We start from the raw sequence: 25,181 nt of genomic DNA on the forward strand, positions 1-25,181 counted from the left end.
ACTACAGCGTCCGATCGACGAGGTCGCTGACGATCCGATCGCGATCGAGGTGGTCGGCGACGATCCGCTCGGCGTCGTCGCGGTCGACGTCGCCGTACCAGATCCCGTCGGGATAGACGGCGACCATCGGGCCGTCACCGCAGCGGCCGAGACAGGACGATCGGGTGATCCGGGCGTCGCAGTGGTCCGAGTCGCGGGCCGCCTGGCGAAGCCGTTCGATCACCGCCGGGGACCCCATCTCGGCACAGGTCCGGTTCGTACACACCGCGACGTGTTTCGCGGGCCCGTCGTGACTGTGCGGCTCGTCGTCGACGTCGTCCCGATCGGCGTGGGCCCCCTGGTGGGTGAGCGCGCGGAGCATCGCCCGTGCGCCACCGACGTCCTCCTCGTAGCCCTCGAGATCGACCTTGTACTTGCAGGTGTCACAGGACATCTCGACGCTTCCCGTCCGGGCCTCCTGCCACCGATCGGCGAAGACGTCGAGCAGCCGCGAGTCGGTCCCGAGCGGGTCGCCCGCCAGCGCATCGACGTAGGGATAGTCGTCGTCGAACGCTGCGGTCCAGTCGCGGACGCGCCCCGTGAGGACGCCGTCCCCGAGCATGTACGGCAGGACGACGACCGCGTCGGGCCGGTGTTTCGCGAGTCCGTGGAGGGACTCCTCCAGCGTCGGCTCCGTGACGCCGACGAACGAGGCCTCGACACGATCGAACGCCCGTCCCTCGTACAGCAGCCGGGCCAGTTTGTGGACGTCGCCGTTTGCGTCCGGATCGCTCGATCCGCGCCCGCAGAGGACGACGGCGACGTCGTCGGTCTCCCGATCGACGCCGAGTTCGCGCTCGACCGCGGCGGCCCGATCGTCGAGCAGGTCGACGATCGCCGGGTGAATCCCCAGGTGCGAGCCGTTGGTGATCTCGACGTCGTGGGCCGCGCGGGCCTGTTCGATCGCCAGCGGGACGTCGTTCTTGACGTGGCTCGCGGCGAACAGCGAGCAGTGAACGACCGTGACTCGCGAGACGACCGTCGCGAGTTCGGCGAACGCCTCGTCGAGCGCCGGGTCCGCGAGTTCGAGGAACGCCGCGTCGACCGGAATGCCCAGTCGGGACTCGAGGTCGGCAGCCAGGTCCCGGACCTGCTCGTTCGACTTCTCCCGGCGGGAGCCGTGTCCCACCAGGAGGACTGCCTCGTCGTCGAAGGCCGTCGTGGACGGTGTGTTGTCGGGTGTGCTCATCGTGTCTCGTATGCGTGGATTACCGCTGGGGCTCGTCGTACGCCGCGGCCTGTTCGAGGCTCCGCTCGAGTTTGCGTCGGCGACTCGGGGCGAACAGGCCCGTCTCCTCGCAGTCCTCGTAGAGCCACGTGCCGAACGCGGGCGCGGCGTCGTCGTCGACGCCGAACCAGTAGCCGCCCGAGGAGGTCTCCGAGAGCGATCCAGTGGGGACATCGACCGGACAGTCGGCGATCGCATCCTGCACGAACGCGAGCAGGTCGCGATCGTCGTGGACGAACGAGATTCCCACGCTGGCGCTCGAGGACTTGAAACAGATCGTTCCGCAGCCCTCGAGCAGCCCACGGATCAGTTCCCGATCGTACGCCGAGAACGCGCCGAACCGGTAGTTATCGCGGCCGTCGACGGGGAGGCCGATCGCTCCGCGTCGTCCGAGGAGGCGCGGGTCGTCCTCGCCGTCGGCGTCCCCGGCCTCGATCGAGAGCGTGTACTCGTCCTCGGTCCGGGTGATCGACGCGTCGTGGGCGTACTCGCGACTGGTGGTCCGGTGCTCGAGTTCACCGCCCGCGATCGCCGCGAGCACCTGTGCGGACGACTCGTCGTTCGTGACGACTTCGATGCCCGCGTCGCTGACCGTCCCGCTTCCGGCGACGTGGCCCCAGAAGTACGCCGTCGCGGGGTGACCCGCGAGTGGGTCGGCCGGCACCTCGATCTCGATTCCGGTCGCCTCGTCGTCGATCGGCGACGCCGCGTCGCTCATTCGCCCACCTCCTCGACGACGATCGCGTCCGTCGGACACGCCGCCGCGGCCTGTCTCGCCTCGTCGATCCGATCGTCGTCGAACGTCGCGACGACGCGCTCCGCGGTGTCCGTGACCGCTCCCTCGCAGTCGTACACCGGGTCTGCGCCGGGGTCGATCGTCGCGAGGCCGTCCGTGCCCTCGACGAACCGCGGATCCCGGGTCAGGCAGGCGAAGATACCGTCGCAGGCGTCCTTCTCGATGGTGACTTCGTATCGTGGCATTGTGGATATCCTCCGAATTTCGCTCAGTAGTCGTACTTCGTCTCGTAGCCGCGCGGCGTGACCATCCGATCGTCCCAGACGTAGGTGTCCTCGGTGCCGACGACGATCGTCGTCGTCATGTCGACGATCTCGTGTTCGCCTAGCGCTTCGAGTTCGCCGAGTTCGGTGATCAGCACCTGTTCGTCCTCGCGGCCGGCGCCGTGGACGATGCCGACCGGCGTGTCGGGATCGCGATGCGTCAGCAGGATCTCGCAGGCCTTCTCGAAGTTCTCCCGACGCTTGCGACTCCAGGGGTTGTAGATCGTGATCGTGAAGTTCTCGCTCGCGACCGCGTGCAGTCGCGACTCGATCTCGGGCATCGGGACGAGGTGGTCCGACAGCGAGACCGAGACGGTGTCGTTCACCAGCGGTGCGCCGAGCCGGGCCGCACAGGACTGGGCCGCCGGGACGCCCGGCACCACGTCGAACTCGACCATCGACGCCGTCGCACCCTTGGACTCGAGAATCTCGAGTGCCAGCCCCGCGAGCGCGTAGACGTTCGGATCGCCGCTGCCGACGATGGCGACGTCGTTGCCCGCGAGCGCGCGATCGATCGCCTCCTCGGTCCGGGATACTTCCCCGCACATCGGCGTGTCGTAGATCTCGTCGGCCGCCTCGGTGATCTCGTCCGGAACGAGTTCGATGTAGGTCGTGTAGCCGACGATGTGGTCGGCCTCGAGCAGGGCGGTCTTGGCGCGCTCGGTCATCCCCTCCGGGTGACCGGGGCCGAGCCCGACGGCCGTCAACTGGCCGGGGTCCGCGTCGAAGTCCTCGATCGTCGCGCCGACCTCCTGTTCGGTCGAGTCGTCGTTGGAGTTCGAGGCGCCGCACTTGCTCGAGGATGACGAGGTACTCGAGGAACCACCGCATTTGGAACTACTCGAGGAGTCGCCGCTGCTGCTCGATGCGCCACACTTGGAAGTCGATTCGTCGTCGGCGTCTGCGTCGGTGTCCGTGCTCATGGCTGTTGGTCAGAAATCGTCGACGTCACGCCCGCCGCGCGGGGTGACCAGGTACGTTCGATCGTCGTTGCGCCAGGTTTCGGTCTCGTGGGTGCCGATTATCAGCGAGGTGCCCATTCCCGACACCCTGTCGTCGTGGTCGGCGGCCTCGCCGAGGGTCGTGACGAACTCGCTCTCGCCGTTGCGACCGGCGTCCGCGCGGCCGGCGTCGTTGACGATCGCCACGAGGGCGTCGTCGGTCCGCTCTTCGCGGACGATCTCGACGGCCCGTTCGTAGTTTCGCCAGCAGTTGTACAGGACGATCACGAAGTCCGAGACCGCCGCCGCGCGCAGTTTCTCCTCGATCTCGTCCCAGCCGCGCCACTTGTCCGACAGCGAGACGGTACAGAAGTCGTTGCACAGCGGTGCGCCGACGTTGGCCGCGCCGCCCAGGGCCGCGGTCAGGCCGGGCACGATCTCGATCGGCACGTCCGTCGCGTCGTCCTCGTCTGCCATCTTGAAGATCAGGTCGGACTTGCCGTAGACGGAGGGGTCGCCGCCCGAGACGTGGGCAACCGTCTTCCCCTCGCGGACGTAGTCGAACGCCGCGCGAGCGAGTTCGATCTGCCGCCCCATGGTCGATCGGACGATCTCCTGCTCGAAGCCGTCCTCGCGGGTCGCGACCCCGTCCTCGTCGACGGCCTCCTCCGGGGGGAGCGTGCCGTCCTCGCGCAGGAACTCCTGGTAGAGGCTCGAGGCGATGACGACGTCCGCCGATTCGATGACCCGCTTTGCCTTCGCGGTCATGTGGTCCGGCAGACCCGGTCCGATGCCGACGACGTAGAGGGTGCCGTGGTCGTCGGGGGTGCCGCCGGCCGTCACGCCCGTCGACTCGGCGTCGGTCTCGCTCCCGCTCATCGGCCGATCGCCACCGTGACCTCGTTCTCGTAGCTGAACTTCTCGAGGACGAGTTCCTGCTCGGCCCCGCCGGCGATCGCCGAGGCCTCGGAGACGCCGGGCCAGCCGATCAGTTCCTTCGATCTGGAGGGGGTCGGCCCCTCGTGGTCGAGCAGCGTCTCCTTGTCGAAGGTGACCACGCCCAGATCGAGTTCCCGGGCGGCCTCGAGCAGCCCTTCCTCGTCTTCCTTTCGGGTCGCTGTCGCGACGAACTCGACGTCCTCGAGGTCGTACTCCGTTCGATCGAGTGCTTCGTCCCACGCGGCGAGGAACGCGTCCTTGCTCGCGCCGGAGACGCTCCCCGTGCCGAGGACGCACCCCTCCTGCTCGTTGCGCTTGAGGACCGTCACGTCGTCGCCGACGAGGACGGCTCGCGGGCCGTCGAGTCGCGCCACGGGACCGAGATCGTCGTCCAGCACGGCGAGGTTCGTCTTGACCGTCGAGTCGCCGTTGACGACGTGGGCGTCCATCGCCTTCGCGCGGGACTCGACGCCCTGCTTGCCCGCGGCTTCCGAGGCGGTGGTCATCGCCGGGACGGCACCCATCGTCGCCAGGTCCTGTGCGACCTGGTTCGCGCCGTGGTGGCCGCCCGTGATCGGGATCGCCCAGGTGAGTTCCTCGTCGACGACGCAGATCGCGGGATCCTCCCACTTGTCGTCTAACAGGTGGGCCGTCTTGCGCATCGCGATCCCCGAGGCCATCAGGCCGACGAAGCAGTCGTACTCGCCCCAGTGGTCCTCGAAGACGTCGCCGTGGTACTCGAGGATCTCGATCGCCTCGTAGCGATCCGCGAGTTCCGCTTTGATCTCCTCGGCGGTGTCCATCTTCCGGCCGAAGGAGACGATCGCGATCTCCTCCGCGACTTCGCCGTCCGAATCCGGCGTCGAACAGTGGCCACCGTCGGAATCCGATCCAGTATCGTCCGTCGTGTCCGTGTTCTCGGTATCTGAACTCATTGTTCGACCTCCATCGCATCGAAATTGTCCCGTCCACGTTCCACGGCCCCGTCCAGTCCACCGACTCGACCGAAGTGGGGGCTCTCGCCGTGTTCGCGGTGACTACGCCGGCGCATGCTAGTCGTCACCTGCCTCACTCTCGCTCGCGTTCTCCGGCGAACCTCGATTCGCCCAGTCGCCGTAGAGATAGGAGCGTTCGTAGCCCGCTCCCGTGACCGCGTCGCCGATGACGACCAGCGCCGAGGCGCGATAGCCCGCCTCCTCGACCCTGTCCGCGATGTCCCCGATCGAGCCGACGATGACGTCCTCGTCCGGCCAGGAGGCGTGGTAGATCACCGCGACCGGCGTCTCGGGGTCGTGGCCGTCCGCGAGCAGTCGATCCATCGTGTCCCGGACCGCGTGGGTCCCGAGGTAGATGCAGGTCGTCACGTCACCCATCTCGACGAAGTCGGAGATGTGGTCTTCCTCCGGACTCAGGGTCTTGCCCTGCGGCCGGGTGAATGCGACGTGATTCGACACTTCGTTGAGCGTCAACTGGGTCCGCAGCGTCGCGCTCGCGGCGAACGCGGACGTGACGCCGGGGACGAAGTAGGTCGGGACGCCCTCGTGTTCCAGCGCATCCATCTGCTCGAGTGCGGCCCCGTAGATGGCCGGATCGCCGCTGTGCAATCGAACGACGTCGTCGCCGTCCTCGTAGGCGTCCCGCATCAGCGGGACCAGTTCCTCGAGGTCCTTGCCGACCGAGTTGACGAGTTCCGCGTGGCCGCAGTACTCCTCTATGAGTTCGCTGTTCACCAGCGATCCCGCGTGGACGACGAGGTCGGCGTCCTCGAGAAGTTCTTTTCCCGCGACGGTCAGCAAGCGCGGGTTCCCGGGGCCGGCACCGACGAAGGGGACTCCCTCCTGGTCGTCGCCGGCGCTGTGCTCGAAGATCCGATCGTCGAGTTCCTGGCGCCGGCGATCGCCCTGGGAGTCGATCGCGTCCTGCGGATCGGTCCCCGTGTCGTCGGTCATCGGTGGCCCCCACAGTCGCCGCCTTCGCAGCCCTCGGCCCGCTCGAGGTCGATCAGCGTCCCGCCGTCGGTGACCGGTTCACCGCTCGCCGTCGACTGGTCCTCGCTCGAGGAGTCGGCGTCGTCGGCCTCCCGCTGGAAGGCGGCCGTCGCCTGTTCGACTTCGAGATCCGCCTTCTCGGCGTAGGCCAGCGTGTAGTAGTCGCGCTCGTCGATTTCCTCGGGGTCATCGGTGACGATCGTCTCGCCCTGCTCCATGAACAGGCGGCGGCCGTATGTCACCTCGTAGCCGGCCTCGACGAGTCCCTCGTGGGTCGCCGGCGCGTCGGTGACCTTGAACAGGATCAGCCGATCGGGTCCCGTGGGACTCGCCCCGTTCGCGGCCTCGCGGAGGGAGAGCCCCGCACCGGCCTCGATCTCGACGCCGAGCGCGGTCGCGAAGGCGGTGACGGCGCTGACCCCGGGGACGATCTCCAGGTCGACGTCGGGATGGAAGGCGTCGATCGTCCGGCGCAGGTGACCGAACGTCGAGTAGACGTTCGGATCGCCGAGCGTGACGAAGGCGACGTCGCCCTCGCGCGCGTTCGGGGCGATCTCGGCGGCGGCCTCCTTCCACGCCGATCGCAGCTTCTCCTCGTCTTTCGTCATCGGGAAATCGAGGTCGCCGATCGCCGACTCGTCGACGTGTTCGAGCGCCACGGTCCGCGAGAGGCGACCCGGCGAGTAGACCACGTCCGCGTTTTCCAGCACCTCCTTCCCGCGAACCGTCACGAGATCGGCCTCTCCGGGGCCGAGTCCGACGCCGTAGAGGGTCATCTCCGGCTCACCTCGCTCGCGTCGCCGCTCACGTTACCGCCATCGGTTGCGACTTTCTCGCTGTCTTCGTCCGTGGTCGCGCTCCCGACAAGCATGTACACCGGATTGTCCGAGTCGAAGCTCGTCGCGCCGGCCAGTTCGTAGCCGTGGCTCACCTGAAACTGGACGACTTCCTCGAGAATCCCGCGCTCACGGAAGGCCTCGGTCGCCTTGCCGGCGACCTCGAGCCGCGAAACGTTCATCACGACCCGATCGATCCCGGTCTCGACCGCGTGGTCGAGCACGGCCTCGAAGTTGCGACTTCCGCCGAGAAAGAGCGCGTCGGCGTCGTCGGGGAGGCCGGCGGGCGCTTCCGCGTTCCGCAACTCGACGTCGGCTCGCACCGACTCCGCGTTCGCCGCGAGGTTTCGCTCGGTCGTCTCGAGGCGCTCCGCCTTTCGTTCGAGCGCGGTCACCCGCCCCGCTCGCCGTGCGGATTCGATCGTGATGGCCCCCGTACAGGAGCCGACCTCCGCGAGGTGATCGTCGGCCGCGAGCGCGAGTTTCGACTGCACGACGGCGCGGACCTCCGGCTTGGTCGGCCCGGCCTTCGCGTCGTGTGGAAGCGCGATGGGTCGCATCACCCGGTGGAACAGAGTCCTGGCCTAAAACAATTTTGGTTGAGGTAGAACAACTACGATTGCCAAGTTGAGATTGGAGTAGGACAAGTGTCGTTGTCCAGCGCCGGCGATCCGGGACCCGCGTTCAGCGTGCGATCGTTTCGAGGAAGCGATCGAACGCGCCGCTCTCCGGATGGACGTGGGCGTAGGTGCCGAGCGACGCGTACTCGGTCAGGCCGTCGTGATCGCCGTCGATGCCGTCGCCGCGGACCGTCTCGAAGGCGAACCGGGCGTCGCCGTCCACGTCGGCACTCGAGTAGTGGAACTCGTGGCCGCGGATCGACTCCCCGGCGCGGGCGGTCAGCGTTCCGCGGGTCGCCTCGAGTTCGACGTGATCGAGCGCCCGGTACCGATCGTGCATCCGTACGTCGGCCGGCAGAATGGCGGCCATCTCGCGCCGATCGCCCGCCGCGGTCGTCAGCGACTGGCTCATGGCCATCAGGCCACCGCACTCGCCGAGAACGGGGAGTCCCTCGCTGGCCCGGTCGCCGAGTTCCGCGAGCGTTCCCGCCGCTTCGAGGCGCTCGGCGTGCAGTTCGGGATACCCGCCGGGCAGGTAGACGCCGTCACAGTCGGGAACGGGGTCGCCCGCGACCGGCGAGAACGTGACCAGTTCGGCCCGCTCGCGAACGCGCTCGATCGTCGCCGGATACCGGAAGCAGAAGGCGGCGTCGCTGGCGACTGCGACCGTGGCGTCGACGGAATCGGGATCGGCCGCCGACGCCGCGGACTGTTCGGCCTCGCTCGCCGCCTCGACGAACCGTTCTGTCGCGAGCGAGTCGGCAGCCTCCCGAAGTGCCTCCCGGGGCAACGCCGCCTCGTCGCCCATCTCGAGACCGAGGTGGCGATCGGGAATCTCGAGGTCGTCGTTCGGCGGAATCCTCCCGAAGTACTCGATTTCGGACGGCAACGCCTCGCGGATCCCCTCCTGGTGGCGGCCGCCGTGGGCGCGCTGGGCGACGACGCCCGCAACGTCGACCTCGCGGCCGATCCGGGCGGCGTACTCCCGGAACCCGAGGGCCGTCGCGGCGACGCTCTCCATCCCCGCCGCGGCGTCGACGATCAGCACCACGGGGAGGTCGAGCGCCTCGGCGACCATCGCGGTGCTCGAGCCGTCGCCGTCGTAGAGGCCCATGACGCCTTCGACGACACAGATATCGCCCTCGCCGCGGGCGTAGTTGCGCCGCAGGCCGTCTTCGCCCTCGAGCCACAGGTCGAGCGTACGGGAAGGCCGCCCGGCGATCGCCTCGTGGTGGCTGGGATCGATGAAGTCCGGCCCCGCTTTGGCGGGCTGGATCTCGTAGCCGGCGTCCTGAAGGGCCTGGATAACCGCGAGCGTCGCGACGGTCTTGCCGACGCCGGAACTGACGCCGCCGAGGACGAACCCTCTCATCGGTCCCACCGCGGGAACCGTTCGAGTCCCGCGATCCGTTCGAACAGGGAGGTCCTGCTGGGATCAACCATTACACTTGAGTTACGACAAGTAGACTTGAATCCACCGGTGCCACCGATCGCCGGCGCCGCGACCACCACCGAGTCGCTTACCCGTTCGAATCGGTTACGTGCATCTCGGCAATGACCGAGGAAACCGACCACGACACCGAGTACCACCTTCGGGAAGCGTTGCGGCACCTCGGAGCGGCACAGGACCGGAACGAACTCCGGAAGACCAACGCCGTCGCGATCGAAGAGGTCTCGCAGACCATCGCGACCGTCCTCAGCGAACACAGCCAGGACGAGGCCTGACGACAGTTTTTTGCGACGCCGCTCGAGCGCCCCAGAGACGTCTCGGGGACGTCTGCGTCCCGATCAGTCACACCGATCGCGACCGGTCCCCGATCGTCGCGTCGACGCACTACGGCCGTACAGGCTGTCGAACCGCGAGCACGACTAGATCGGAAAACGGCGTCTCCTCCGGCCCGTCTCCGCCGGCGTGTGCGGCCAGTTCCGCCAGCGTGAACCGGTGGATCTCCTCGTCGTCGTGGGTCAGCTTCTCGAGCACCAGCGCCTCGAGATCGGGGTCCGCGCCGTTGTCGAGCAGGAACGCCGCGATGTCGCCCGGCATCCGATCGTACGGCCGCGGGAGGACGAGCAGGTGTCGATCGTCCACCGCCCCTGCGAGCCTGTCCATGTCGGCCTCCAGGTCGCCGCTCTTGTGGAGCGTGACGAACTCGGTGTCCTCCATCGGCGTCCGGGCGCGGCTGGCAGCCACCTGAAGCGAGGAGATGCCGGGGACGACGCGAACGGGAATCTCGGGATTCTCACGTTCGACTGCGTCCTGGACCTTCCCGACGAACTGGTAGCCCGAGTGGTTGGGGTCGCCCATCGCGACCGCGGTCCCCGACTCGCCAGCGGCGACGCGGTCGCCGAACTCCGCCAGCGCCTCGGCCTCGTCCCTGTACCCGCAGGTCAGCAGGTCGGCGTCCGTCCGATCCTCGACGAACTCCACGACGGTCGTGAAGCCGACGACGACGTCCGCCTCGCGGATCGCCCGCTCGCCGCGAGGGGTGAGGTACTCCGGATTCCCGGGCCCGACGCCGACGACGGAGACCGGATCGTCGATCTCGGCGACGACGTCGGGTTCCGGTTCGGCGGCTGCGAACGTCGCCGGATCCGGCCCGCTGTCGAGGTCGTAGTCGTCGCTCATTCGTCCGCCCCACCGCGTTCGAAAGCGAGGTCGTCTGCGAGTTCGCCGGTACGGAGATCTTTCGCGACGTGGATCAGCTCGTTCGTCAGCGCGGCGGCGAGACCGCTCCCGCCGCGGCGGCCGACGTGGGTGATCGCCGGGACGCTGTACTCCTCGCTGACCTCGCGGATCCGCTGACGACTCTCCTCGGCCTTGACGAAGCCGACCGGGTTCGCGACGACGACCGCCGGTCGCGTGCCCTGTTCGATGCAGTCCGCCAGCGCCAGCGCCGCCGTCGGCGCGTTCCCGATCGTCACGATCGCACCCTCGAAAGCGTCCTCGCGGTCGAGTTCGAGCATCGCCGCGGCGGTCCGGGTCATTCCGGTTTCCGCGGCGAGTTCTTTCCCGTGGCCGATCGCCTTCGAGACGTCGCAGGTATGTCCCCGGCCCGTGACGCCGGCTTTCACCATCGTGATGTCGGTGATGATGGCCGCCTCGTCGAGGACGGCCCGCGCGCCGGCACGGACGGGGGCGTCATCGTCGTCGCCGCGGTCGTCCGCGCCCGTAAAACGGATCAGGTGCTGGAACTCGATGTCGCCCATCGAGTGGACCGACTTCTGGCGGATCCGATCCGCGAGCGTCTCGTCGGGGACGAACTGTCTGACGATGTCCATGCTCGTCTCGGCGATGTCCATCGCGTTCTGCGTCGTCGCGCCGAGGTCGGCGTACTCGCTGTCGAACTCCTGGTCGCCGTCAGTCATCGGTCGTCACCTCCGCGCCGACGGCCTCGTTGGTCGTCCGCGCCTCCAGATCGCCCTCGACCTCGAGGTTCAGGTCCCGCAACCGGTCAACGGTCTCGTCGTCGGCCTCCCACAGGTCGCGCTCGATCGCCTCGAGCAGGGCGTCCGTGATGGACTCGAGCGCCCACGGGTTGACGTCGCGCATCCAGTCCTGCCGGTCCTCGTCGAAGGCGAACTTCTCTGCGACGTCCTCCCAGAGGGTGTTGCTCACGACGCCGGTCGTCGCGTCCCAGCCGAGCGTCACGTCGACCGTCGTCGAGAGGTCGCCGGCGCCCTTGTAGCCGTGTTCTTCCATCGATTCGAGCCAGTCGGGATTGAGCACTCGGGCGCGCATCGCCTTGCGGACCTTCTCCTCGTTCGTGTAGACGTCGACGCTGTCTGGGTCAGACGAGTCGCCGACGTAGGAGGCGGGTTCCGCGCCCGAAATCTCGCTCACGGCGGAGATGAACCCGCCGTGGAAGGCGTACCAGTCCGAGGAGTCGAACTCGTCCTGTTCCATCGTATCCTCGATCTTGACCGTCGCGTCGACGTTCGAGAGGCGGCGCTCGAAGGCGTCGTGGGCCGCCGAAACTCGCCCCCTGGAGCCCATCGCGTAGCCGCCCCACTGGACGTAGACCGACGCGAGGTCGGAGCGATCGTCCCAGTTGCCTTCATCTACGGCCTTGTTGGTCCCGGCGCCGTACCCGCCGGGTTTCGTCGTGAAGACGCGGTGTGTCGCGGCGTCGCGGGCGTCGGATTCGTCGAGTCCCGCCTCGTCCTGCAGTTCCTCGGTCGCTTCCTCGACGTGCTTCTTCACGTAGTTCACCTCGTGCGGTTCGTCGAGATCGACCACGGCGTCGACCGCGTCGTGGATGACGCCCGCCGCGGCCGGGAACGCGTCCCGGAAGAGCCCGGAGACGCGGGTCGTCACGTCGACTCGTGGTCGGCCGAGTTCCTCGATCGGAATCGGCTCGACGTCGTCGATCCGCCCGGCGTCAGTCCAGACCGGTTCGACGCCCATCGTCGCGAGCACCTGGGCGATCGTCTCCCCGCGGGTGCGGACCGTCGGGGTCCCCCACGCGACGACGCCGATCTCTTCGGGGTACTCGTCGGTCTCGGACAGGTGGCGATCGAGCACCCCTTCCGCGACCTCGCTCCCGACCTGCCAGGCGGCCTTCGCCGGCACCTTTCGCGGGTCGAGCGTGTAGAAGTTCCGCGCGGTCGGCAGGAGGTCGACGCCGCCGCGGGTCGGCGCGCCGGACCCGCCCGGCGGCACGTACGCGCCCGAGAGGGCGTCCGCCGTTCTGGGGATCTCGTCTTCGGCTCCCTGGACGCGGGGCTGGGCCTCCTCGCAGATGTACGCGAGGACCTCCCGCAGGTCGTCGTGAGCGCCCGATCTCGCCCTAGCGTCGCCGATCGTCTCGAGGTCGACGACGAGCAGGTTCATGTTGACCTCGTCGTCTGGACCGGCCTCGCGCTCGGATTCGGGGACGTCGAAATCGTGTTCGGCCAACGTCTGGACGAGGTCGAGACTCGTCTCGTGGACCACGTCCGCGGCCTCGGCGTAGGTCATGCCCAGGTCCGCGTCGTACTCACCGGGCGCGTTCAGCATCTTCTCGTAGTCGACGCCCAGCGCGCCGGCCACGCTCTCGCGCAGGCTCGGCGCGCCGGGGTTCTCGAGTCGGGTGAGCGCGACGAGGTACTTGACGAGCCGATCGTCGGCAGGCGGCTCGGACATCGTGTGTAGTCCCAGCCGGATCTGAGTCGTCTTGACGTCGGTGAGGTACTCGTGGATCCGTTCGACGAGGTCGTCAATCCCGACCTCGTCCCCATCGACTGCACCTTCGGCCAGCGTGGAGCCGGCTTCGTCCGGCCCACGGACGTCGGCTTTCTCGTCGATGGTTCCCTCGATCCCCAGTTCCACGGCGAGATCGAGTTCCTCAACCGTCTCCCGGATCATGGCCTCGAGGTGTTCGCCATCGTCGGCGCGGGCGTCTTCCATCCCGGCCTCGCGGTACTGGTTGGCCAGTTCCTCGAGTTCCGCGAGTTCGTCGTACGTGCCCGCCGATCGCATGACGGGCGTGAGGTAGTCCACGATCGCGGCGTACGATCGGCGCTTGGCCTGGGTCCCCTCTCCGGGGTTGTTGACGATGTAGGGGTAGACGTTCGGGAGGTCGTCGACCAGCTGATCGGGCGCGCTCGCGCCGTTCAGCCCGACGGTCTTGCCGGGAAGCCACTCGAGGCTCCCGTGGGTCCCCAGGTGGACGACGGCGTCGGCCTCGAACTCGTTGCGGAGCCAGCCGTAGAACGCGTAGTAGTCGTGTGGCGGCTGGAGATCGGAGTCGTGGTAGACCTTCGAGGGATCCATCCCGAACCCGCGCGGGGGCTGGACGGTGACGAGGACGTTACCGAACTCGACGCCCGGGATCGCGAAGGGCCGATCCGGAACCTCGCCCCACTCCTCGATCACGTTCTCCTGGAACCGATCGTCGGCCTCGTCGAACCACGCCGCGTAGGTGTCGGACGAGACGACGTCGACCGATCGGTCGCGGACGTCCTCGGGGGCGACCCAGCGATCGTCGAGTGTGAGTTGTGAAGTGAGCGTCTCGACGAGGGACTGGCCGCTCTCGGGCAGCGTACCGCCGAGATCGTACTTGCGGGACTCGAGTTCCGCGAGCAGATTCACGGTCGATTCGGGGCTGTCGAGACCGAAGGCCGTCCCGATCCCGTCGTCGCTCGGCGGGTAATTGTGCAGGACCACGGCGACCCGCTTGTCCTCGTTGGGCGTGTGGCGCAGCGTCGCCCAGTTGACCGCGAGACGGGTCGCGTGGTCGATCCGATCCTCGATCGGGAAGTGGTGTTTCGGCGCGCTGCCGATGCCGGCCTCGTCGTCGGTGCGTTCTTTCCCCGAGATCGGGTGGGTGATCACGTTGCCGTCGAACTCCGGCAGGGCGACCGAGAGGGCGAGTTCGAACCCCATCACGCCCGTATCGCTTGCTTCGTAGCGCGATCGCGATCGCATCGTCGTCACCGTCTGGAGGACCGGCACGCCGAGTCGATCGAGAAAGACGTCCTCCGCGGAGTCGCCCTCCCCGCTGGCGCTCCGGCCGCGCTCGTCCATCGAGAGCGAGAACATGAACGAGGAGAGGACGGCGTCGACGATCGGCTCGCCACCGGCGGTGTCACCGCCTCTACGCGGCGTCTCGGAGGCCTCGCTATCGTCGAGGAGCCAGTTATCCACCACCCACTCGGCGTCCTCCTGTTCGTCGGTGTCGGTCGCCGGGTTGCAGAAAATGGGGAGCGCGTTGGCCCCCTGTTCCTCGAGCGCCCGGACCTGCGCGTCGACGTAGCGGGTGTTCTCGTGGGTCCAGTGCGATTCGTAGAACCAGATCGCCACGGTCGGCTTCCCTGGATCGTGGGTCTCGAGCAATTCCTCGTACTCGATCCCCGGATAGTCGGGGTGGTAAACGCCCTCCGTAGGGAGTTCCGCGGGTTCGTCGTACGCGAGGTCCCGGCCCTCGTACTCCGATGCCAGAAATCGACAGCAGTTGGCGACGTTAATCGTGCCGCCCCGTTCGAGGTACTCGTAGACCCGGTCGCGATGCGCGTCCGAGACCGTCGTATCCTCGAACGCGAACGCGTCGCCGGTCGACTTCACGATCAGCGGCACGCCCGCGTCGGCGAGCGCGCCCGTCGCGTAGTCGTAGCCGGGCATGCTGTCTTCGGCCCCGTGCAGCCAGCAAATCGCCGCCGTGGCGTCGGTCAATTCGTCGACGAACTCCTCGATCGCGGCCTCGTCGTCGAGGTCGCTCTCCGAGCGAACGACCAGGTCGACGTCCTCGAGACGCTCGGCCGCCCGGCCGATCGAGCCGAGTTCGTTTGCCGTCGCGGTGTAGATCCCGATCCGTGTCATCGAGTTTTTAAACCTCTGTTGTATTAGCGCAAGTATGGTTGTAAACGCCGGGGGCAAAAAGCTATCGTCACTCCCATTTCCGGCGATCGTCGGGCAAGCGGAGCTAAAGCGGGTGTTGCTGGCCGTCGCGGCCAACGCCGACCTCGACGGGGCCCTGATCGTCGGCGAGAAAGGAACCGCGAAGTCGACCGCCGTGCGGGCGCTGGTCGATCTCCTGCCCGAGCAGCGTGTCGTGGCCGACTGTCCCTACGGCTGTTCGCCGACCGACCCCGGGTTGCAGTGCGCGGAGTGCAGCGAACGCGACCCAGACGAGATGGCCGTCGAGACGCGGCCCGTCCCGCTCGTGACGCTCCCGCTGGGAGCGACCCGGGATCGGGTCGTCGGCACCCTCTCCGTCGCGGACGCACTCGCAGGGGAGGCGGACTTCGATCCCGGCCTGCTCGCCCGCGCCCACCGCGGAATCCTGTACGTCGACGAGGTCAACCTGCTGGACGACCACCTCGTCGACGTGCTCTTAGACGCCGCCGCGTCCGGCACCAACACCGTCGAACGCGACGGCGTCAGCGTCTCCCATCCCGCGTCTTTCACCCTGATCGGCACCATGAACCCGGAGGAGGGCGACCTCCGGCCCCAGCTTCGCGATCGGTTCGCCCTGCAGGCAACCGTCGAGGGCTGTCGCGAGATCGACGATCGCGTCGAGATCATCGATCGGGCGCTCGCGCGGGACGACGCGACCGGCGACGGCCCCGATCCGGACACCGCGTACACCGACGAGGTCGAACGGCTCCGCGAGGACCTGGCCGCGGCCCGCGATCTGCTCCCGACCGTCGATCTCCCGGCCGAGTTCAAGGAAGAGATCGCGCACCTCTGTCTCGAGGCCGGCGTCGACGGCCACCGGGGGGACGTGGCGACGGCACGCACGGCCGCGACGCTGGCCGCGCTCGACGGCCGGACGACGGTCATCGAGGGAGACATCCACGAGGCCGCGACCTACGCGCTTCCTCACCGCCTCCGGAGCACGCCGTTCGAGGACGAACCGGACCTCGACGACCTCCTCGAGGATCGCTTCGACGGGGACGACCGCGAGGGCAACGGCGACGATTCGCCGGACGCCGAACCTGCCGATGACGAGGGAGGTGACGCCTCCGGCGACGATCGGGAATCGGACTGGGACGGCGGAGACGGTGGAGACGAACCGGACCGATCGGACGACTCGACCGACGGATCCGACGACGAAGCCGGCGAATCGACTCCCGACGGCTCGCCGGGACCCGATGGACCGGCTGACGGGACGCCAGCACCTGCGGATGGCGACGGTGAGGCAGACTCCGGCGATGGGACGAGCGAACAGAGTAGCGACGGGGCCGGCGACGGCGAATCGGACGACACCGCGACCCCGATCGTTCCCGGCCAGCAACGTGCCGGGATCGGCGACGGGCGAGCGCCGGACCTCGACGGGGGGGAACTGAACGCGGGCGACGACGACGGGACCGGATCGCGAGCGACCCCGACGCCGAGCGTCGACAACCGCGGGGCGCGGGTCCGGACCGAACCCGCGACCGGCGACGGTCCGATCGATGCCGCCGCGTCGGTCCGATCGGCCGCGACCCGGGGCGAGACGCGGGTCGAGAACGCGGATCTCCGGCAGTCGGTCCGGGCCGGCGAGACGTCGGTAACGATCGTCTTCGCCGTCGACGCGAGCGCCTCGATGCGGCCGGCGATGCGGACCGCCAAGGGCGTCGTCCTCGACTTGCTCCGGGACAGTTACCAGCAGCGCGATCGGGTGGCGTTCGTCGCCTTCGCCGGCGACGGGGCCGACGTCCTGTTGCCGCCGACCGACAGCGTCACGCTCGCCGCGCGCCACCTCAAGGACCTGCCCGCCGGCGATCGGACGCCGCTGCCGGCGGGACTCGAGACAGCGGGTCGCGTGATCGATCGGGCCGGGACCGACGCCGCGGTTGTCGTCGTGGTGACCGACGGGCGGGCGAACGTCGCCGACGGGAGTCCGACCGAGGCGACCCGCCGGGCGGCACGCGCCCTCGCGACGGACGACGCGCACGTGGTCGTCGTCGACGCGGGCGACGACTCGCGGGCCGGACTCTCCGAACTCGTCGCGAGCGAGACGGACGGGGAACGCGTCCCGCTGTCGGCGCTGTCGCCGGAGACGATCCGGTCCGCGGCCGATCGAGCGGCGTCGGACCGGTAGCGGCGTTCGGCGGGTGACGCCGGCGTAACCTGCCTATGCGGGGAGATCGGTTATGTCACCCTCGGACCGGATTCGCAGTACCGCCTCTACCCGTGCCTGTCCGGACTGCTTGCACAGCGGTACCGTCGAAACCGCCCGGAGAGCGATCGACAGCGTCCTGATGCGGGCGTTCGAGTGTGATCGCTGTGGATTCGTCTGGCACGTCGTCCGCTGATCGGCCTCGTGCCCCGGAGTTCGCCGCGATTCGCACCGCGATTGCCGAATCCACTAGTTCGCCCCGAAGCTATCTTTAACGTGTCAGCTGGGATACGGTCCGACGATCGCGGATCAACACCCCTATGAGCGGCCTGCGCCGTTATCCGACAACTGAGCATGACAGAGGACGCAACCGGCACGGGCGCGGCCGGTGACGACATCGAGTACGGGATCGACGACAGGCCACCGGTGGGGGAATCGATGGTCCTTGGAGTCCAGCACTACCTGACGATGGTCGGTGCCAACATCGCGGTACCGCTGATACTGGCCAGTGCGATGGGGATGCCGCCGGGGGTGACCGCCCGATTCGTCGGGACGTTCTTCGTCGTCTCCGGGATCGCCACGCTCGCCCAGACGACGTTCGGGAACCGGTACCCGATCGTCCAGGGCGCGCCGTTCTCGATGCTCGCGCCGGCGCTGGCCATCGTCGCCGTCGTGACCGCCGGCGGCGTCTCGGGAGGGCCGAGCTGGGAGGCCGCGCTGTTGCAGTTACAGGGCGCGATCATCGTCGCGGCGACTGTCGAGGTCGCGATGGGCTACTTCGGACTGGTCGGGAAGCTCCGCCGGTTCCTCTCGCCGGTCGTCATCGCACCGACGATCGCACTGATCGGGCTGGCGCTATTTAACGCCCCCCAGATCACGACGGCGAACCAGAGCTGGCCCCTGCTGGCCCTCACGCTCGGCCTGATCCTCCTGTTCTCGCAGTACCTCGACGTCAAACACAAGGCGTTCCGTCTCTACCCGGTCGTGCTGGCGCTCGTCATCGCCTGGCTCGCCGCCGCCGCGGTCTCCGTCACGGGCGTGATCGGCGGGACGCATCCGGGCTACGTCGACCTCGGACAGGTCGCGGACACCCGGCCCCTGCTCCCGATCTACCCGCTCCAGTGGGGGATGCCCCAGGTGACGACCGCCTTCGTCGTCGGGATGTTCGCCGGCGTGCTCGCCTCGATCGTCGAGAGCATCGGCGACTACTACGCGGTGGCCAACATCTCGGGGTCGGGGGCGCCCAGCGAGAAGCGGATCAACCACGGCATCGGCATGGAAGGGCTGATGAACATTTTCTCGGGGATCATGGGGACTGGCGGTTCGACGTCGTACTCCGAAAACATCGGCGCGATCGGGCTGACCGGCGTCGCCTCGCGCTACGTCGTCCAGATCGGGGCCGTCATCATGCTGTTCGTCGGCTTCGTGGGCTACTTCGGCCAGTTGATCGCGACGATCCCGGACCCGATCGTCGGCGGCCTCTTCATCGCCATGTTCGGCCAGATCGTCGCCGTCGGGATCTCGAACCTGCGCCACGTCGATCTGGACTCCTCCCGGAACACCTTCATCATCGGCTTCGCCCTCTTCGTCGGACTGGCGATCCCGGCGTACATGGGCAACTTCGAGAGCACGCTCGCGTTCCGCGACGCCGTCGGTCTCGAGGGGGCGATCGCGCCGCTCGTCGAGGCGGTCGCCGGAACCGCGCTCGCCGGCTGGATCGAGGCCGCGGGACAGGCCGTCGTCGACACGATCTTCATCATCGGCTCGACCGGGATGGCCGTCGGCGGCCTCGCGGCGCTCGTCCTCGACAACACGATTCCAGGGAGCCGCGAGGAGCGCGGTCTCGCGGAGTGGGACCGCATTACTGAGAACGACGACGAGTTCAATTCGTTCTGGGACCGCTGGATCGACGCCGAGTCGACTGCCGAGACCCGCACCGATCCCGACACGACGCACGAGCGGTAATCCTGGACGACGGCGGTCTCGATACCCGGTTCTCACTGGCGTCGCGTGCAACCCGTCGTACTTTACCCGTCCAGCCCCCAGAAGAGGTAATGGCAGAACTCCCGCGCGACGACGCTACCCTCTGGTACGAGACTGCAGGCGACGGTCACCCGATCGTGTTCGTCCACGGGGGCTGGATGAACGGCGACGCGTGGACGAGCCAGGTCGGGCACTTCGAAGACGACTATCGCGTCGTCACGCTGGACGTCCGCGGCCACGGACGAACTGGCGCGACCGCGACGGACCGGTACTCGATCGAACTCTTCACCGACGACCTCGAGGCGGTGCTCGACCACCTCGCGATCGACGACCCGATCCTCTGTGGTATCTCGCTGGGGTCGATGGTCGTCCAGGAGTTCCTGGATCGACACCCCGATCGGGCGGCGGGTGCGATCATGGCCGGAGCGGTGCAGTCGATGCCGCCGATCGATCTGCCGTCGGGACTCAAGGCGGGGCTATCGCCGATGCCGATGCTCTCGACCTCGCTCGCGATGACCGGCCCGAAGACGACCTTCCGCTCCATGCTCGGGTCGATTCGATCGACGACGGGGAAGCCGTGGCTGGCCGTCTCCCCCGAGGTCCGCGAGGCGGCGATCGACTGCGTCGACGACGTCTCCCGATCGGAGTATCGGAAGGTGTTCGACGCGCTCTACCGGTACGAGCCACCCGCGTTACCGCACGTCGGGACGCCGACGCTCGTCGTCCACGGGGAGCACGAGGCACCGGCGGTGAAACGGCAGGGACGGGAGATCGCGGCGACCGTCAGCGACGGCACCTGGCTCACGATCGACGGGGCGGCCCACCTCGTCAATCAGGATCGACCGCAGGCGTTCAACGCCGCCAGCGCGACGTTCTTCGAGGGGCTCCCCCTCGCGTGACGATCCAACCGGAGCACACCGCCCGCGGAGCCGATACCGCCCGTCGCCCGCAAGGGCGTCCAAACTGCTTTGGGGTCGCACAAAAGGAGATCGGCGTCCAACGATCGGTCGGTATCCGACTCGATCGGAACGACCGATCGATCGACCGTTCAGCCGCGGCAGGCACCACCAATGAGCAGTCACTCACCGCACTCCGGCGACGTCGATTCGACCGCGATCAACGAGCACTGGGCGAACATCTCACAACACGTCGTCAACAGCTACGTCGAGGCCAACAACGCCGTCCTGGCGGCGATGGGGATCTCTCCAGCGAGGTCCAGGACCGACGACGAACGGGACGCGTCCGTCACGGAGGAGTCCGGATCGGTCCCGTCGGTCGCCTGCAGTGACGAGACCTGGACGATGGCTCGATCGGTCTCGTCCGTGTCGGAGCTCGACGTTGGCGATTCCGTCCGGTTCAGCAAGCCGATCGCGGAGGCCGATATCTCCGCGTTCGCACAGGTCAGCGGCGATACGAACCGCCTCCACCTGGACGACGACTACGCCGACGCGACCCGGTTCGGCGATCGGATCGCCCACGGCACGCTCGTCGCCGGCACGATCAGCGCCGCGCTGGCCCGGTTCCCCGGCAACACGATCTACCTCTCGCAGGACCTCGAGTTCCTCGCCCCGGTCGCCGTCGGCGACACCGTCACCGCCGACTGTCGGATCGTCGAGGCACTCGGCGACGACCAGTACCGGCTCGAGACGACCGTCTCGAACGGCGAAGACGAGACGGTGATCGACGGGGAAGCCGTCGTCATCATCACCGAGTCGCCCGACGCGGAGTGACGACGATCGAGTGACTCCTCAGGGGGCGATCCCGACCCTGCCACCCCCAGCGTTATTCCCGTTCCGGTGGAGCCATCACTCGTGCCCGCGTCGATCGTCTGTTCGACCTGCGGATTCGAGCACCGGATTCCGGATCGCCCGCTCGATCGGGACCGCGGCGGGACCGGCTGTCCGTCGTGTGGCGACCGAGGGTTCACCGTCGAGCACAGTGGACTCCGGTGGCATCCCTGATTCGAACTGCTGAGCATTTTACCGGTCTCGGCGGGAGTGTCTCACGGCGAGCGGTGATACCGCCACGCGAAGACGAAGATCGGAAGCCGACGGGAGTTGTCGGAAGTCGACAGGGGTTCGAGGGCGAGGGGATCTCGCTACCGATCTATCTCGGTGTAGTGGACTACCACCTCGGCCCGCTGGGACTCGACGAGCGGCCCGGTCGGCAGGTGAATCGCCGACTCCGCGCGGACGCTCTCTCGGGACTGGAGTTCGTCGCCGATCGGCGGCGGATCGGTTCCGATCGGATGACCGACCGTGACGACGACCCGTTCGGGCTGACGGGGCGGAACCGGATCGGTGTATTCGATCGCGACGTCGACGAGCGTGAGGTCGGCGTACGCTGGCGCATCGAGGACGGCAGCGACGTCGTCGGTGACCGCCTCCTCGTACGCCCCGGCGCGGTAGGTGTCGTACGACACGCCGCCGAGAAATCCCGAGAGGGCGACGATCGCGACGGCGAGGACGACGGCGCGTTTTTTCGTGGCGACGGCGGCTTCGTCCTGCTGGAACCAGTTCTCCGGCCGATACCCCTTGTACCAGAGGACGGCGAGGCTGGTGACGTTGATCGTGAGGATGTTGATCAGGACGAGGACGCCCGCGGCGAGGGCGACCTTCGGGAGGCCCCACGCGATACCGATGCCGACGACGCCCAGCGGCGGAACGAGCGCCGCGGCGATCATGACGCCGACGAGGGCAGCCGACGTGCCGGCGGTGAGCGTCCATGCACCGGCTACGCCGGCACCGATCGCGATGACGAGCGAGAGCACGTCGGGACGTAACCGTCCCTGTATCTCCGAGATCGCGAAGAGGTCGATCATCGGCGAGACGAGCCCGGTCGACCTGACGACGAAGGCGAAGGCCGCGGCGGTGAGGACGCCGACGCCGAGTCCGATCGCCTGGAGCCTGATTCCACGACGAAACAGTGTTCGATCGTTGATGACCGTGCCCACGCTCGCACCGAGTGCGGGTCCGATCAGCGGGGCGATCACCATCGACCCGACGACGACCGCCGGTGAATCGAGCAACAGACCGGCTGTCGCGACGACCACGCTCATGATCGTCATGACGAGATACGTGCTGAATCGCGGAGTGAGGTCCTTCGCCTGCGCCTGCATCTCCTCGCGAGAGATGCGCGCGGTGGTCTGGGCGTATCGCTGCTCGAGGTCGTCGAACCGTTCGGAGATGACGGTTTCCGCCTCGATGATCACGGTGTAGGAATCCTCGTCGATCCCCGTCTCTCGGACGTCGTCGAGGACGGATTCGACCGCGGGCGCCGGAAGCGGGAACGTGACGACGACCGAGGGCTCGCTCCGACTCTCTTCTTCGGTGAGAGTGTAGTCGATGTCCTCGTCCTCCAGCACCTCCTCGACGGCGTCGCGCTTCCCTTTCGGGATCAGGATCTCCACGAGGCGCATACGCCCACCTCCACGAAGGCGTGGAAAAACGCCGTCCCGGCAGTGAACGGGTTCACTGCTACCGATCGATCCATCGATCCGTCGTCGACGAGGGAGCCGAGACGATGCTCCCGACGGAGTGCTGTGTTCGCGTGCTCGATTTCGGTCCGTTCGAACGGCGTCCGACTGCCGAGACGGGTTCCTACTCGTCGACGTCGCTCCGACCCGCGATACGCTCACGTAACGGCTTCCCGACGCCACCGGACGGAGCGAGGACGCGCCACGCCACGCCCGGCCGCAACAGCGTACTGGGCGGCTCTTCCATCATGAGTACGCACACGAACGCGTCGGTGACCGCGCCGTCCGTCTGAGCGGTCCGGAACAACCGCTTCAGATACCAGTTGAGGACGGCCGTTCCGCGTGGCTTCCGGCCCTGCGTCTGCGGGAATCCGAAGTCGGCTCCGATCGCCATCGCCCACGCGACGTCGACGATCGCCGCGGCACGGCGGAAAAAGCGCCCCGCGAGATCCTCCCGGCCGCCCTCTGCAAGCGCGTGGTGAAGCGCCAGGCCCTCGAGTGCGGCGACCGACATCCCTTGGCCGTAGATCGGGTTGTAGCTGGCGATCGCGTCGCCGGTGACGACCAGGCCCTCGGGGAGCCGATCGAGGTCCTCGTAGCGGTACCGGCGACTGGCCGGAAACGGATACCGGTCGACGTCCTCGGAGAGCCACGAGCGCTCCTCGATGAGGGCCGTCAGTTCTGGCGTGGGAAGGCTCGCCGCGAACGTCGTGAACGCCGCCGGATCCGTCGGCGGACGATCGCCGTGCATGCCGTGGAGGTTCACCAGCCAGCGATCGCCCTCGACCGGCATCGCCGCGCCGCCGCGGGTTCGAGGTGCCTCGGCCAGCACGCCGATCGTCCGGCGATCGTCGGGGGGTCGCTCGATAGCGATGGTACTGTAGACCAGGTCGATACGCACCTCGTCGACGGGCGGCGGCGCGTAGCCGTGGCGCTCCAGCCAGGTTGGCGTCCGACTCGCCCGTCCGGTTGCGTCGACGACAAGGTCTGCAGCCAGAGCCTCGCGTTCGCCGTCTCGGTTTCGGATAGTTACACCCTGGACGGCGGTCGCCGCATCGTCGGTGACGTACCCGAGACACTGACACCGAGGCCGCACGTGAACCCCGTCGAGTCGAGAGACGCGTCGCCGGACTACCTGTTCGTACAGCGGTCGCGTCGCCAGGAAGAGCCGGAACGGGGTCGTCCCGCTGGCGAGGAAGCCACCCTGACTGTACTGGCGGAGGTCCCGCTGGCCGTCGATCGAGACGCCGCCGGCCGCGAGCAACTCCTCCGTGTAGCCCGGAAAGAGGTCCTCCAGCGTCGCCCGCCCGGCCTCCCAGAGCAGATGGGGGTGGCCGGCCTGGGGAACCCCGCTTCGGGCGACCGGTTCGTCGGGGAGCGGGTCCTTGTCGACGATCGTGACCGTGTCGAACGCGTCCGACAGGACGCGAGCCGCGACGAGACCGGCCATCCCCGCTCCGACGACCACCGCTCGCCTCCCCACCCTGGAGAATCGGTCGTCGTATCGCGGAACGGTTGCAAGGGTCATCGGTATCCGGTTGGAGATACCCCGCGCAGGTGAATAACCGTAGCATGTCGTGCTTTCACTAAAGTCGTAACAGGCGTTCAGTTCCTATCGCAGACAGGCCACTATTTCCGACGGCTCGCGCCGAAATACCGCAGACGTGAACGCTGCTAGCCATATAGCGTTAAATGTTAACATACAACACAACCAACTACCACGTAGCGTTCTCTCCGAGACGTCGACGGCGACGAGGGGAGTCGAGATGAGCGCGCTGGAGGACACTATGCCAACAACCGCAGACACAGCTACCCGATCGACGCCGAACACGAGCGCGAGAATACGGGCGGGCGGTATCTGGCTCGCGATCGGATCCGCGCTGCTCGTAATCGGCTTCGCCCTCCACCCACCGCCCGCTCCCGATCCGGCCGAGTTCGTGGCGACCATCGCCGACGCGCCGACCCGGTGGGTGACGGCACACGCGGTAACGGCGATCGGTCTCTCCGCGTTCGCGATCGCAGGGTTGCTCATGCTGACGGCCGGGTCACGGCTCACCCGGACCTGGTGGACGACGACGGCGTGGGCCGTGCTGATCGTGAGCGCACTCCTGGTCACGACGGCTGCCGTGGTCGAGGCGACCGTGATCACCGACGCCGCCGTCGCCGGTGAGACGACGACGTTCGAAACGTGGTCGGCGTTCGCCGAGGCATACAGCGCCGTATTCCTCGGTTTCCTCCTGGCGGTCGCGGTGATCGCCGGCAACGAGGCGCGCAGTGAGTCCCAGACGACGCCGACCTGGGCGTCGTGGATCGGTGCCGTCGCGGCGATCACGGCCTTCGCAGGGATGATCCTCGTCTTCGGAGTCGGGATCGCGCTGGGGGGCCTCGTCTGGATCGGAGCCACGATCGTGACGGGGCTGTGGACGGCCTGGTTCGGCGTCGGCCTGGTGCGCTACGAGGCCGACGACTGGACCGCGTCCGAGGAGCCACGAACCGGAAGCCCTGAGCCCGTTCACTGACCCGATCGCGTCCGTCGCGTTTTCGACGGGCAC

General features: G+C 67.9%; 23 protein-coding genes. 8 read left to right on the plus strand and 15 right to left on the minus strand.

Annotated features, from left to right (window positions below; translation table 11 throughout):
• Position 1 precedes the first annotated feature (1 nt).
• The 10 genes from AC6I6X_RS15510 to AC6I6X_RS15555 all read right to left on the minus strand — a co-directional run bounded on the left by AC6I6X_RS15510 (position 2) and on the right by AC6I6X_RS15555 (position 9,022).
• Positions 2 to 1,228, minus strand: coding sequence for a CbiX/SirB N-terminal domain-containing protein (locus AC6I6X_RS15510; RefSeq protein WP_497931453.1), 1,227 nt, complete (start codon positions 1,226 to 1,228; stop codon positions 2 to 4).
• 19 nt (positions 1,229 to 1,247) lie between these two features.
• Positions 1,248 to 1,985 (minus strand): cobalamin biosynthesis protein, encoded by a 738-nt coding sequence (locus tag AC6I6X_RS15515; RefSeq protein WP_497931454.1) that lies wholly within the window; start codon positions 1,983 to 1,985, stop codon positions 1,248 to 1,250.
• Positions 1,982 to 2,248, minus strand: coding sequence for a ferredoxin (locus tag AC6I6X_RS15520; RefSeq protein WP_497931455.1), 267 nt, complete (start codon positions 2,246 to 2,248; stop codon positions 1,982 to 1,984). Before AC6I6X_RS15520 ends, AC6I6X_RS15515 begins: the two co-directional genes overlap by 4 nt.
• 23 nt (positions 2,249 to 2,271) lie before the next feature.
• Positions 2,272 to 3,249, minus strand: coding sequence for a precorrin-3B C(17)-methyltransferase (cobJ, locus tag AC6I6X_RS15525; protein ID WP_497931456.1), 978 nt, complete (start codon positions 3,247 to 3,249; stop codon positions 2,272 to 2,274).
• Positions 3,250 to 3,258: 9 nt separating this feature from the next.
• Entirely contained in the window at positions 3,259 to 4,146 is an 888-nt protein-coding gene (locus tag AC6I6X_RS15530; RefSeq protein WP_497931457.1) for a precorrin-3B C(17)-methyltransferase, read from the minus strand.
• Positions 4,143 to 5,141 (minus strand): cobalt-precorrin 5A hydrolase, encoded by a 999-nt coding sequence (cbiG, locus tag AC6I6X_RS15535; protein ID WP_497931458.1) that lies wholly within the window; start codon positions 5,139 to 5,141, stop codon positions 4,143 to 4,145. Before cbiG ends, AC6I6X_RS15530 begins: the two co-directional genes overlap by 4 nt.
• 117 nt (positions 5,142 to 5,258) lie before the next feature.
• Entirely contained in the window at positions 5,259 to 6,155 is an 897-nt protein-coding gene (locus tag AC6I6X_RS15540; protein ID WP_497931459.1) for a cobalt-precorrin-4/precorrin-4 C(11)-methyltransferase, read from the minus strand.
• The gene (locus tag AC6I6X_RS15545; protein WP_497931460.1) at positions 6,152 to 6,970 is read right to left on the minus strand and encodes a cobalt-factor II C(20)-methyltransferase; all 819 of its coding nucleotides are present in this window, start codon (positions 6,968 to 6,970) and stop codon (positions 6,152 to 6,154) included. Before AC6I6X_RS15545 ends, AC6I6X_RS15540 begins: the two co-directional genes overlap by 4 nt.
• Positions 6,967 to 7,590 carry a precorrin-6Y C5,15-methyltransferase (decarboxylating) subunit CbiT gene (cbiT, locus tag AC6I6X_RS15550; RefSeq protein WP_497931461.1) on the minus strand — a complete coding sequence of 208 codons (624 nt, stop codon included), beginning with the start codon at positions 7,588 to 7,590 and terminating at the stop codon, positions 6,967 to 6,969. The genes AC6I6X_RS15545 and cbiT overlap by 4 nt, the downstream gene beginning before the upstream one ends.
• Before the next feature lie 124 nt (positions 7,591 to 7,714).
• Entirely contained in the window at positions 7,715 to 9,022 is a 1,308-nt protein-coding gene (locus AC6I6X_RS15555) for a cobyrinic acid a,c-diamide synthase (RefSeq protein ID WP_497931462.1), read from the minus strand.
• A gap of 182 nt (positions 9,023 to 9,204) precedes the next feature.
• On the opposite strand from AC6I6X_RS15555, the gene AC6I6X_RS15560 reads away from it, so the two are divergent.
• Entirely contained in the window at positions 9,205 to 9,375 is a 171-nt protein-coding gene (locus tag AC6I6X_RS15560) for a hypothetical protein (protein WP_497931463.1), read from the plus strand.
• Between the two features lie 109 nt (positions 9,376 to 9,484).
• Here the strand turns inward: AC6I6X_RS15560 and AC6I6X_RS15565 are convergent, their stop codons facing one another.
• From AC6I6X_RS15565 to cobN, 3 genes are read right to left on the minus strand one after another with little or no spacing between them, the layout of a single operon-like run.
• Positions 9,485 to 10,276 carry a cobalt-precorrin-7 (C(5))-methyltransferase gene (locus tag AC6I6X_RS15565; protein WP_497931464.1) on the minus strand — a complete coding sequence of 264 codons (792 nt, stop codon included), beginning with the start codon at positions 10,274 to 10,276 and terminating at the stop codon, positions 9,485 to 9,487.
• Positions 10,273 to 11,016: a precorrin-8X methylmutase gene (locus tag AC6I6X_RS15570; RefSeq protein ID WP_497931465.1), complete on the minus strand. Its 744-nt coding sequence runs from the start codon at positions 11,014 to 11,016 to the stop codon at positions 10,273 to 10,275. The genes AC6I6X_RS15565 and AC6I6X_RS15570 overlap by 4 nt, the downstream gene beginning before the upstream one ends.
• Positions 11,009 to 14,947 carry a cobaltochelatase subunit CobN gene (cobN, locus tag AC6I6X_RS15575; protein WP_497931466.1) on the minus strand — a complete coding sequence of 1,313 codons (3,939 nt, stop codon included), beginning with the start codon at positions 14,945 to 14,947 and terminating at the stop codon, positions 11,009 to 11,011. The genes AC6I6X_RS15570 and cobN overlap by 8 nt, the downstream gene beginning before the upstream one ends.
• Positions 14,948 to 14,981: 34 nt before the next feature.
• Between cobN and AC6I6X_RS15580 the strand changes: the two genes are divergently transcribed.
• From AC6I6X_RS15580 to AC6I6X_RS15605, 6 genes are all read left to right on the plus strand, one after another.
• Positions 14,982 to 17,153, plus strand: a complete 2,172-nt coding sequence (locus AC6I6X_RS15580) for a VWA domain-containing protein (RefSeq protein WP_497931467.1) — start codon at positions 14,982 to 14,984, stop codon at positions 17,151 to 17,153.
• Positions 17,154 to 17,205: 52 nt separating this feature from the next.
• Positions 17,206 to 17,367, plus strand: coding sequence for a hypothetical protein (locus tag AC6I6X_RS15585; protein ID WP_497931468.1), 162 nt, complete (start codon positions 17,206 to 17,208; stop codon positions 17,365 to 17,367).
• A 158-nt stretch (positions 17,368 to 17,525) separates the two neighbouring features.
• Positions 17,526 to 19,136, plus strand: coding sequence for a uracil-xanthine permease family protein (locus AC6I6X_RS15590; protein ID WP_497931469.1), 1,611 nt, complete (start codon positions 17,526 to 17,528; stop codon positions 19,134 to 19,136).
• 89 nt (positions 19,137 to 19,225) lie between these two features.
• The gene (locus AC6I6X_RS15595) at positions 19,226 to 20,053 is read left to right on the plus strand and encodes an alpha/beta fold hydrolase (protein WP_497931470.1); all 828 of its coding nucleotides are present in this window, start codon (positions 19,226 to 19,228) and stop codon (positions 20,051 to 20,053) included.
• 171 nt (positions 20,054 to 20,224) lie between these two features.
• Positions 20,225 to 20,884, plus strand: a complete 660-nt coding sequence (locus AC6I6X_RS15600; protein ID WP_497931471.1) for a MaoC family dehydratase — start codon at positions 20,225 to 20,227, stop codon at positions 20,882 to 20,884.
• An 81-nt stretch (positions 20,885 to 20,965) separates the two neighbouring features.
• Positions 20,966 to 21,115, plus strand: a complete 150-nt coding sequence (locus tag AC6I6X_RS15605; RefSeq protein WP_497931472.1) for a hypothetical protein — start codon at positions 20,966 to 20,968, stop codon at positions 21,113 to 21,115.
• Between the two features lie 137 nt (positions 21,116 to 21,252).
• On the opposite strand, the gene AC6I6X_RS15610 is transcribed toward AC6I6X_RS15605, so the two are convergent.
• On the minus strand, positions 21,253 to 22,572 hold the full coding sequence (locus AC6I6X_RS15610; protein ID WP_497931473.1) for a TIGR00341 family protein: 1,320 nt from the start codon (positions 22,570 to 22,572) through the stop codon (positions 21,253 to 21,255).
• Positions 22,573 to 22,753: 181 nt separating this feature from the next.
• Entirely contained in the window at positions 22,754 to 24,157 is a 1,404-nt protein-coding gene (locus AC6I6X_RS15615) for an FAD-dependent oxidoreductase (RefSeq protein WP_497931474.1), read from the minus strand.
• A gap of 259 nt (positions 24,158 to 24,416) precedes the next feature.
• Between AC6I6X_RS15615 and AC6I6X_RS15620 the strand changes: the two genes are divergently transcribed.
• A complete protein-coding gene (locus AC6I6X_RS15620; RefSeq protein WP_497931475.1) occupies positions 24,417 to 25,148 on the plus strand; it encodes a hypothetical protein in 732 nt (243 codons plus the stop codon).
• The last annotated feature ends 33 nt before the right edge of the window (positions 25,149 to 25,181 follow it).

The sequence above is a fragment of the Halosolutus sp. YCN4 genome (assembly GCF_059736495.1).